The organism is Paenibacillus beijingensis (assembly GCF_000961095.1).
GTDB classification, from domain to species: domain Bacteria; phylum Bacillota; class Bacilli; order Paenibacillales; family Paenibacillaceae; genus Paenibacillus_O; species Paenibacillus_O beijingensis.
On the sequence record NZ_CP011058.1, the window covers coordinates 5,739,321 to 5,749,967 of the forward strand.

Annotated in this window: 13 protein-coding genes, 1 tRNA gene and 1 pseudogene; all 15 read right to left on the minus strand. The window is 36.8% G+C overall.

Annotation, left to right across the window (positions count from 1 at the left end):
- Positions 1-154 precede the first annotated feature (154 nt).
- Positions 155-241, minus strand: a tRNA-Leu gene (locus VN24_RS26025).
- A gap of 125 nt (positions 242-366) precedes the next feature.
- Positions 367-2,025, minus strand: a complete 1,659-nt coding sequence (locus VN24_RS26030) for a PucR family transcriptional regulator (protein ID WP_045672804.1) — start codon at positions 2,023-2,025, stop codon at positions 367-369.
- Positions 2,026-2,289: 264 nt separating this feature from the next.
- Complete coding sequence (locus VN24_RS26035) at positions 2,290-3,336, minus strand: hypothetical protein (protein WP_045668749.1); 1,047 nt, start codon at positions 3,334-3,336, stop codon at positions 2,290-2,292.
- A gap of 272 nt (positions 3,337-3,608) precedes the next feature.
- The gene (locus VN24_RS26040; protein ID WP_052702704.1) at positions 3,609-3,839 is read right to left on the minus strand and encodes a phosphopantetheine-binding protein; all 231 of its coding nucleotides are present in this window, start codon (positions 3,837-3,839) and stop codon (positions 3,609-3,611) included.
- 12 nt (positions 3,840-3,851) lie between these two features.
- On the minus strand, positions 3,852-4,382 hold the full coding sequence (locus VN24_RS26045) for a hypothetical protein (protein ID WP_148505319.1): 531 nt from the start codon (positions 4,380-4,382) through the stop codon (positions 3,852-3,854).
- A 407-nt stretch (positions 4,383-4,789) separates the two neighbouring features.
- A complete protein-coding gene (locus VN24_RS28760) occupies positions 4,790-5,005 on the minus strand; it encodes a phosphopantetheine-binding protein (RefSeq protein ID WP_158453714.1) in 216 nt (71 codons plus the stop codon).
- Complete coding sequence (locus VN24_RS26665) at positions 5,002-5,646, minus strand: AMP-binding protein (RefSeq protein WP_148505320.1); 645 nt, start codon at positions 5,644-5,646, stop codon at positions 5,002-5,004. Before VN24_RS26665 ends, VN24_RS28760 begins: the two co-directional genes overlap by 4 nt.
- Positions 5,647-6,059: 413 nt before the next feature.
- Positions 6,060-6,616, minus strand: a pseudogene (locus VN24_RS28765) (AMP-binding protein).
- A 34-nt stretch (positions 6,617-6,650) separates the two neighbouring features.
- Positions 6,651-7,625 carry a nucleotidyltransferase family protein gene (locus VN24_RS26055; RefSeq protein WP_082084151.1) on the minus strand — a complete coding sequence of 325 codons (975 nt, stop codon included), beginning with the start codon at positions 7,623-7,625 and terminating at the stop codon, positions 6,651-6,653.
- 114 nt (positions 7,626-7,739) lie between these two features.
- A complete protein-coding gene (locus VN24_RS28770) occupies positions 7,740-7,922 on the minus strand; it encodes an ABC-2 family transporter protein (RefSeq protein ID WP_082084152.1) in 183 nt (60 codons plus the stop codon).
- An 86-nt stretch (positions 7,923-8,008) separates the two neighbouring features.
- Positions 8,009-8,407 (minus strand): ABC-2 family transporter protein, encoded by a 399-nt coding sequence (locus VN24_RS28775; protein ID WP_420798585.1) that lies wholly within the window; start codon positions 8,405-8,407, stop codon positions 8,009-8,011.
- Between the two features lie 207 nt (positions 8,408-8,614).
- Positions 8,615-9,319: an ABC transporter permease gene (locus VN24_RS26065; RefSeq protein ID WP_045672808.1), complete on the minus strand. Its 705-nt coding sequence runs from the start codon at positions 9,317-9,319 to the stop codon at positions 8,615-8,617.
- A 37-nt stretch (positions 9,320-9,356) separates the two neighbouring features.
- The gene (locus VN24_RS28340) at positions 9,357-9,788 is read right to left on the minus strand and encodes a hypothetical protein (protein ID WP_238590960.1); all 432 of its coding nucleotides are present in this window, start codon (positions 9,786-9,788) and stop codon (positions 9,357-9,359) included.
- A complete protein-coding gene (locus tag VN24_RS28620) occupies positions 9,685-9,915 on the minus strand; it encodes an ATP-binding cassette domain-containing protein (protein ID WP_338012205.1) in 231 nt (76 codons plus the stop codon). Before VN24_RS28620 ends, VN24_RS28340 begins: the two co-directional genes overlap by 104 nt.
- A complete protein-coding gene (locus tag VN24_RS28345; RefSeq protein WP_274520403.1) occupies positions 9,897-10,328 on the minus strand; it encodes an ATP-binding cassette domain-containing protein in 432 nt (143 codons plus the stop codon). The genes VN24_RS28620 and VN24_RS28345 overlap by 19 nt, the downstream gene beginning before the upstream one ends.
- Between the last annotated feature and the right edge of the window lie 319 nt (positions 10,329-10,647).

Genomic DNA, 10,647 nt, shown 5'->3' on the forward strand with positions numbered 1-10,647 from the left:
TTCAACGGTGAGCTTGCGACGTGTGTGCCGGCTAGCATGGCTCAGGACTTCTAAAAAATGGGATGAACTCGGTTGAATTACTCCGACAGCGGCTAGGCGCACACGACAAAAATAAACCCCCCAGATTATTCTGGAGGGCGTTGCTTGTTAAGTATGGTGCGGTCGAGAGGACTTGAACCTCCACGGCTGTTACACCACTAGAACCTGAATCTAGCGCGTCTGCCAATTCCGCCACGACCGCACGCCGTGAACACTCAATAATCCTAACATGCGGCATGGGACAAGTCAAGCGGATCGTTAATTCATTCTGTGATATTTTTCATGCTTAAAACAAGGAAGTCGTTTCCGTGCTTTAGCCGCATTAACCTATTGTAAAATTTGATGTATTTTAAGTCCGACATGCAGCATTAACCGTTTTTCGGAATCATGGACACTGCATCCGGTTAACTGCTCGATTTTTTGAAGCCGGTATTTCATTGTATTGGCATGTACGAACAGCTTCTCTGCCGTTTCTGCCAGAGCGCAATTATTGGCGAAATATTCCTTTAATGTCGCTACAAGGTTGGAATTGTTGGTCCAGTCATATTCGACCAGCTTGCCGATCGTCTCCGAATATAAGCCTTCCAGCTCGTTCCAATCCTCCATCTGACTCAATATACGGTAGATGCCCAAATCTTCGTAATGGATCAAGCCGCTCTCTTCCGTAATCGGCCCGCCTAATCGAATAGCTTTACAGGATTCGGAATAGCTTCGATGAATGCCTTTCAGCCCGGGATAGAAACGTCCGATTCCGATCGTAATCGACAAATCATCGAATTCTTTAGACAAATGACGCCGAACGGAATTCGCTACATTTATTATAGCTCCCTTCTGAGGATCGTTCAGATAAAGCAAACCTTCTTTTCCACTCCCATCCTCCCTGGGGTAAAGCACGGCGATTAGTTCTTTCTGCTCGGTAATAATAACGTTGTGAGTGCTGAGACGAAAAATTTCGGCCACTCTGCGCATCAAAATCCGTTTTCGTTCCTGATACCGCAATGATTCATTGTCACCGCTTTTGGAAAGGTGAGGACGTTCCCCGCAAGCGATTGTAAACACTTGATAATTTTTGCTTAGGTCCCAGCCGAAATGGTTTCCTTTCATAATCATTTCAGCGTTCTCCTGAACTTGTCCAAGCAGCACTTCCGATAAAAAGTCGTCCTTGTAGTTTTGTTCGACATCCGACTTTGTCATTACCTTAAGAAATTCCATCGCCATTAGCGGCACCGTGCGATCGAGCACATGGAAATCGCTCTCCAGAAACTCCCGCTTCGTTTGCCAGCATGTTACTTCGCCGCATAATTCGTCGTTCAGCAACAGCGGAGTCACAATGCACGGGGTCATTTGTCCATCCAGCGTCCGCTGCATCCGGATCGTGCGCTTGGCAGATTTCAACTCATTCTTCTGCGCCCGTGTCAAACGAGCAACATTCCTCCCCTGAAAATATCCTTCAAGGGTTGGAATCTCCGATCCTACCGTAAGGATATTACCTGTCATCTGTTGTACAGCACTAATCAAAGCAGGTATCCCTTTGCCCCCCATCGCCAGTTCCGTTATCCATTGGAAGAACGATTCCTTCTGTTCTTCTCCGGGGTTGGACTTCCTAAGCATCAGTTCAATGAGAGGAGACATAATATCCAGATAGGAAACTTCGTTATCGATTTCGATGATGGGAAAATCAAACCGATTCCCCGCTTCCAAGATAGCTTGCGGAATTTCATCGACATAACGGTGTGTTTTAACCGCCAATGCCGAGCTTCCCACTTCGTGTAGCTGTTCAACCAGACGAGAAATAGCTTCCTCATCTTCTTTAATAGGGTATAAACTAGTAAGAAGCAGTTCGTTGCCTTTCAACCATCGAATGACATCCGGCACTTCCATAACCGTAATATGATTAATAATTTTTTCGAGTCCTTTTTCTCCCGCAACGACTTTACATCGGGTTAGTCCACCAATACCCATTGCTTCTCTTACACTAACACCCATCCGGCTCACCTTCTTTACAAGTGCCTACTTGCTACCTTTTCACTATTCAAAACTATTCGATGAAATGTATTGTAATTCCGTAAGCCTGCCTGATCTGAAAAGCTTGCTGATTAGGTTCCTATTATCGGATCTTTCACGAGCCTCTCCCTCATTTTAGATGCAGTTTTATTTATCATGACGAGCCTTCAGGGAATAGAGCGCTCCAATAAAAAATAATGTATATAATAAATTTATTTGTAATTGAAACTATCCTAAGAGCTGACTCTAAGGTTTGTGATTATAATGATCATGATTGTAACTTGAAAGGTCTATATGGTTTTCAATCCATCGTATCGCCTCCTCTTCAGATCGTATTACCTTATGCAGCAAGTTTTCCAGCCCGGGATAATCACTCTTTCTTAAAGTCCTCATTTTAGGGTCTTTATTTTCCGCTATTTTCAATACTTTATTTGCCGCGATTTGCGATGTTTGCGATATGCTTCTATATTTTTCAGCAAGTTGCGCATAGTCGGGGCAAATATCGGAGTAAGAACGCAGTATATTCGAATAATGCGTCCGAGAATCATAAAATCTTCTAATATTCCAATAGATCTGATTTAATTCTCGTTCTTCCTCAATAACAATTGTTTTCAAATAGTGAATGAATTCATAGAAAGCCTCGACACCAATCCTCTTCTCCTCTCCTATTGGCACCCAAACAGGGAATGGTTTCTCTCCCCGATTTATTAAAGTATTATTATAAATCGTTTCTAGAATAAATTGTTTTCTGTGCGGCACTTCAAATCGTGATACATCAAAATACGTAAAGTTAAACCATTGATCTTGATTGCTCGACTCATGCAATGCGGCCAATGAAGCCATTGCTTGAAGGATAATATGGAGACTTACTTCCCCTGCATATTTGTAGTAGTGATCACATATATATACTTTATCGCCATGTATTTTAATTATCTCAAAATAATGATTTATATGTTTGTCTTGGTAACATAAGCTGAACGGTAATTCATATACATCTGCGTTGACCATTAATGTATGACCACAATTCAGTTTTTCTTCCATATGTTTAACAAGTTCCTGTTGGTCTGAAAACTTGAAATTGTAAGTCAATATCTTTCCACACTTATTCAAATGATTGGAAATTTCTCGATATAAATGCGAAAAGACAACCGTATCTTTGTTATTATAGGAGACCATTCCTGCCTGATTCCATAAGAAGTCGACAGATCCTAGTGCCCTTGTAAGAATTGCATTAACCGTTAGACCGAAGCAATTAAGATCTTTGCGGTAAAAAATATCGAGGTTTTCTACCATCAGTGAATTCCTCCTTGGGAGTTGCCAGACTCATGTTAGCCGAATCTTCGGAAAGGTCTGGTTTTTCCTGATTTCAGAAAGTCTTTCCATTTTCACGAGGCATTTTGATTACTCCAAACCGTTCTCACCCCTGATTGCTGTATGTATATAATATATTACTATATTACTCAAGTTCTACCAAGTGTCTCCGTTACTTTTCTTGTTGTGCTGTATATATGGGTTGAACGTTTTCCGGCACACACCCTTCAAATATTACCCTTTAGAAATTCTATTTAATTGGAGTATTTTTCAACAACAGCTACAATTTTTTTAATAGATGAAAAGTTATCGGAAATTAACTCCTCATCCGGGAAAATAATATTTAGTTGGGTTTCAAGTTCTACAACAACTCTTATAGTATTCATTGAATCCATTCCATACATAACAAGATCATCGTCTTCATCAAATTCATTATTGTTTATTATTTCTTGAACTACTTTAGTTATAATGTCCTTTGTTACCATTAGATTATCCCTTTAAACCGTCAAAGTCATCAAATTTTTTCTGATTTCTAACTCCAAATTTACAACATCATTTATTGTGGACAATACTTTATTCAGTGTACCTTCCTTTTGAAGCAGAAGATGTTTCATCAGCAAAGCACCAATCAAATTCCATTGTTCTGCTGCTTTACGCAAATCAACTTTTACACTATCAAAATTAATTTTACTCTTTTTAGACAGATAATCTAAGAGTAAGATAAACTCAGTTCTACCTGATATAACTTTACTAAGTTGATAAATTATTTGAGGTCCATCTTCAAACGAAAATTTTTTGCTGCTGATATCCGAACAAAATTGTTGCATTCGAGAATATAAAGAATACTCTCCGTATAATCCGCTTGTTAATTCATTCCGAAGTAGATTGCGATTGTTTGGAATATCGGAGTCCTTCTTTCCATGATATACAATTATTGATTTGCCACCTTGTAGAAATTCCTCAAATGACATACACACATGTTCAATAGCATAATAAGGGTCGATTCCCATTATTTTTTTTTTGCCCATGTCTACATCTGTAACGATAAAGTTATGCACTATATCATTTTTTTTCTGTAGTTTTTATCCCATGGTACCCAATATGCAGAAACTGAAACAATTACGGGATAACCCATTGTTATCGACTCGTTCAAATGAGAAATAATCAATTTTTGCTCACTAAAAAGATACCGGTTAAAAATCAGACCATGATGCTCTTTGAGTAGATCTAACTTATTATTTTTCCAACAAAACGAATTTTTTATTGAATCTGCACATGACGTGTAAGGAAAATCCAAGAGTTTAAAAACATTAACTGATAATCTGAATCAAGCCATTCAGCATAAGTTGCAATGGAATCGTCAAAACAAGAAGGTGCTACGATTCGCTGATCAACAAACCGTTCATTTTGCTTAATTTTCATCCGCATAAACTGGCTAGTCCCCCGCAATGTTACTTTCTATTACAGACAATAGGTCGCTAACTGTTATTGTTGAAGAAACTAAATCCTCATAGTCAAATTCGAATCCGAAGTTTAATTCTATTTCTACAAGCAGTTTAATAAAACTGAGTGAATCCACGCCAAAGTACTTGATATCTCGATTGATATTGTTTTCATTAAGATCAATAGCAGAAGATGTGATATTACTCAAAATAACTTCAAGCTTTTTTGTATGACGTTTGCAGTCGGATCTTTTACTGGTTGGTAACTAACAAATGGATCGGGTAATGCTTGCGCATTTACCTTTCCGTTTGGTGTTAAAGGGACGGCATCCAAATAAACAAATTTATTTGGAATCATGTATTCCGGAAAAGTGGATCTAAGCATTAAGATCAAGGCATCTGACTGAATTTGATCTGCTACTACATAAGCAATTAGCTGTTTGTTTCTACTAGCATCGGTTTTCATGGTTACAAATGCGTTTTTCACCAGACCACTTTTCAATAATTGATACTCAATTTCTTTTAGTTCAATGCGAAACCCGCGTATTTTAACTTGATCATCTTCTCTTCCAAGATACTTAATGTTTCCATCATGCAATTGCATTGCCAAATCACCGGTTCGATAGAGGCGTTGGCCATCGCCATTTGGATTTAGTATGAACCTTTCGTTGGTTAATTTGGGGTTATTCAGGTAACCTCGAGCTAATCCTGTTCCAGCAAGAAATATTTCGCCAACTTCTCCATTCTTCACTTGGTTGAAATTAGCGTCTAGAATATAGACATTCGTATTATCAATCGGTTTCCCTATACTAACTAGTTTAATTTCTTTATCACGATCAAAAAATAACATGTTGAACAAACACTGTTTTCTGTTGGACCGTATTCGTTATAAAGAAGTACGTTTGGCAATTTTAGGTAATGTTCTTCAACGAGATGGGGTGTAAAATCCTCACCTGCAATAGTGATAAATCTCATATTACTAAGTAGATCGAATTTTTCGCCAAGTAATTCCTGGTAAAAGGACGGTACGGACAAAAATGACTTACTTTCTCATCTGAAATAAGTTTCTGTAAATATTTAATGTTCAGTCTTTGGTTCTGACTAATAAGAAGAAGTTTAGCACCTGAAAGAAGTGTTGTGAATATATCCTCAACTGAACTGTCAAATGATATTGACGGAAGCTGTAATACTACGTCTGATGATGACATCTTATAAAATTTTTTCTCCAGGTAATTGTATTAACAATTGCCTTGTGTTCAATCATTACCCCTTAGGAGTCCCTGTCGAACCAGATGTATAGATAATATAAGCCAGATTATTCGACTGCGAATATATATCTTCGTGTTTTTCCTGAGGTTGGCTTTCCTTGTAGCTAACTTGTTCATCCAAGAACATAAAACTAATATCAGACTGGAAAAATTTCTGTTCAAGTCCTCTTTGACATAAAATTATTCTAGCTTGGCTATCGCTAACCAGATATGACAAGCGATCTTGAGGGTAGTCGGGATCAAGAGGCAGGTATGCCCTCCAGCTTTAAGTATTGCCAATATTCCAGTAATCATGTCCAATGATCGATAACTCATCAGTCCAACCACACATTCTGGGCCTACACCGCAATGCTTTAGTTTATGAGCAAGTATGTTTGATTTCTGGTCCAACTCCGAATAAGTGAGCGGTGTCCCTTCATATTGAATTGCAATATTATCGGGCGTAAGCTTCACTTGCTCCATAAACAATTGATGCAATGTATTAGGGACTGTTTCTTCCAAGATCTTATTACTTTTCTTTGACATTGGAATAGTCATTGTGAGCCTCCTCATATTTCAACAATAGATGCATACTTTGCGTCACCCTTTAATTCGTCCTTGTTTGTATCAGAAAACATTCTCTCCCAAAAACTTTTTTTCCAAGTAACTGTGTGACCGTAATCCTTTTGACCATAGGTATAGAGAAAGCTTGTTTCTTCAAATCAAATTGCTGTAACAAGCCTTCTTCATAACCATCATTGTAGATTTCATTAAGATAAAATAATGTAAAATATACGGCTTCCTCTAGACCCGTCTTTTTAGAAAATTCGACAGCGACTTTTAACGAGTCATTATTCATAAACTGAAGAATATACTCACGCACATCACAAAATTTGATAAGATTTAAATCACTGTTTAGAGCAACCCAAGAAGCGTTGCTAGCCTCTTTGTAATGGTGGCAGCACTGATGAATAAAGAAATGAACAGGGTTTAAATAGTGAAAACTGGAGGCTGGGTCCTTAATTGATTCATTAATCATGATTTCGACCGGCTCCATTTTTAATTCCAGATCTAAACTGAAAGAGAAATCAATTTGAGTCACTTGTGCATACTCAGATTGATGCAATTTCAAAAATGGCAGCAGATTATTCATATTTGTTTGCCACAAGATGGCTTTCTCGCGTTTAACAGGAAGAATAGTATTAGATTTTTTATCATAGTCCCCTTCAACGTAACCAAGTGTCTGCATAATGGATCGAACTCGTTTAACATCACTTCGACGAATTAGACAATCCATATCATTCACAGTTCGAATACCATGATTTTTGTACATATGGGGAATTAAGTAGGCACCCTTCAGGGGAACAAATGGAAGGTCTTCTTTCTCAAACGCCTTTGATATTGTTGTAATTTCATGCAGATACACTTTATTGCGTTCAGCTGTACCTAATTTATGAAAATTAAATACTTGCGCTAGACGAAGAGGTACTTTATATCCATACCCTCTTGTCTGTAAATTGTACCAGGCCAATGGAAGGACTTTGTTTTTCACCGAGTAACGGAATACCAAATACCAATCGATTCCTGATTCATTAGTTCCTCATCTGGATTTCATTACTTTGTGAAAAAGTGAGCCGGCTGAGCAATGTTACCAATTTTTGTTCATTAGATAGGTAAAAACTCATTTTAATACCTCCTAGGATCCAGTTCCCTTGTATGATCGAATACCTGTAAACCAAAATAAATATGCAATGATAAACATCACTATACCTATAGCCGGTGCCCCTAAATACAAATAGGAACTGGTTTCATTCTTATTCAGTAGATAGGCTGCCGGATAATAATTCACAAACGCATACGGTATAATAAAAGTAAGCATGAATTAATAGATTTGCTATAGATGGATAAAGATAATCGATAAAGTTTCGCACCCCATAAATAACTGCATTCATAACAGAGTTTGACTTAACCGTCCAAAGCTGACTGCTCCAGTCCCAACAAGAATGCAGAATGGATGCACGTTGCTCCAAAGATTGCAAGTAAGAAATAAATAACTTTTGTTATCGACCAATTTATTCCAATGTGGGGGGAACAAATAACAAAAATAAAAATACCGAGAAATATATGACCTAAAAATCCATGATAGGACTGTTTTAAAATCATATTAAGAAATGGGTTCATAGGTTTAGTTAAGATCAAATCGAATGATCCATCACTATCATACTTTCCAATGATCGCATCGGAGTCCAAAAAATCAAGCAAGCGATCCCATATGAGAATAGATTTAAATTGTATAACCATAAGATGTCGTAAAATTCCCACCCTTAATTTCTTGAAACTTAAGAAGAACAACCCATAGTCCAAATAATTATAAAGTACGTGAAGATATTGATGCCGATATCCATATAAAATGAAAACCTGTATTCCATTTTGATTTCAAGTAAATAATAAAAAAACGAACAATAAGTTTTGCAGTCTGCATTTTATCCACCTTGTATGACGAGTTTTTTTATACCCGCATTCCAAACGATTATTGAAAATGCATATAATCCCACAATCCAAAACCCCTGTTCAATTAAAAATATATAGACTGCTTAATTGAAATCTTTCCCAAGTAGATTGATATTGGTACATAAAAATAAGCTTAAAAGGGAAAAAATTTGATATGCGGTCAAGGAAGTGAGGAAAGAACCATATTGGTATCCAGGCTCCGGCAAATATACGTATTAAATCCTCTAAAAACCTACTAAAATACCAAACTGAAACAATCCAAAATCCAAGAATTCCAAAAATAAATGAAATAAGGTATTTAATTATAACTGCATTCACTGTTGCAAAAGCAAAAATGAATAAATGAGTCCAATCAGGAATTTGTAAATGAAAGACAAAGAGCCCGATTATTATGACTGGAACTAATTCAAAAAGAATACGATAAATATTATCACCTATTACACCACAAAATAAGTACGTTTTGTAACTTATAGGCTTGATCAAGTCAATAGCTATTTGTCCACTCTTTATTTTTGAATCAATGTCGTATATTAGATTGTTACTCACAAGAACTGATATTATAGTGCTGATTGTTATATAATTGGTCATATCCCTAAAGGATATATTCCCTGTGCTGGTTGCAACATCTTTAATAAGCAAAGCTTCCCAGATGTAATATTGAACGAATAAAACAATTATACGGCCAATCAGACCAAGTAAAAAATTTGTTCGATACTTTAAATTTGTTTGAATTATATTTCTGATATATTCTAAATAAAGCTGCATGTCCCACCTCCCCATTTACTCCTGAGAAGATATTTCTTCATATATTGCGGATTATTTCCTCAGTCTGGACTTCAATAATTCTTATATCCCTTACGTGAGCAATCTCCATGATCCTAGATATGATTATGCTAGGATTTACAATAGATTTGTTATAAGTAACTGCCAATTTGTTTGTTTCAAGATCTACAGAGAGAACACCTGGTATTTGCAATTTATTGTAATCAAGAACAGGATTAATAGTTTCCACAACAACTACTTCCTGATTTCCAAATCTGTTTTTCATGTGCTTTAAGTCGCTATCAAGCATAATGGTTCCTTTATCGATAATAATCACTCTAGAACATAATTTATCGATATCTTGCATGTCATGCGTCGTTAAAATAACTGTTGTTTGTTTGACTAAATTGATTTGTTTTATAAAATTCCTGATCTTCTTTGACAACAACATCAAGACCAATGGTTGGTTCATCAAGAAATAATATCTCGGGATTATGCATCAATGAGCAACAGATATCAGCTCTCATTCTTTGTCCAAGGCTTAATTGTCTCACAGGAATATCTATAAATTCCCCTAAACTCAGTAGATCAAAAAGCATTCCAAATTTTCTTTATAAACCTTATCAGGAATTTTATACATGTATTTTAGAAGCTTTAATGTTTCTGATACAGGTATGTCCCACCATAACTGTGTTCTTTGACCAAAAACAACTCCGATATTTCGCGCATGCTCTTTTCGGTTTTTAAACGGATTTATCCCATTAACCACAATTTTTCCACTACTAGGAACAAGAATCCCTACCATCATTTTTATAGTAGTAGATTTCCCCGCACCATTTGGCCCTAGAAACCCTATGATTTCCCCCTTATTTATAGTAGTGGAAATGTTGTTAACCGCCTTTTTAATGGTATACTCCCGATTAAAAATGCTTTTTAATCCCCCCCATTTACCGTGTTGCCGTTTCACTAATCGAAAGTCCCTTGATAAATTTTCAATTACAATCATACTCATGCTTAATTGCCTCCGCCGCTAATCAAGCCACTTTTCGTTTTCGATAACTGCTGTGTGAGATTAGAAATTCTCTCTATGAATTTATTTTTGCTCCAAATGCATTGCGAAGTATCTTTGTACTCGGGTCAACGACTCTAGAATATGGCAGTATTGCTTCACTTCGAATAATTAGTGATAAGGTCATCTCATCAGATGGCAATACTCGATGAAACATGCCTGCAGGGAAATAATAAACATCCCTTTTTTCATTAGAGTACTCCCCGTTAATTCCAACTCAACATGGTTTCCGTTCCCTTGTTTAACATTATAGGTTTCATGT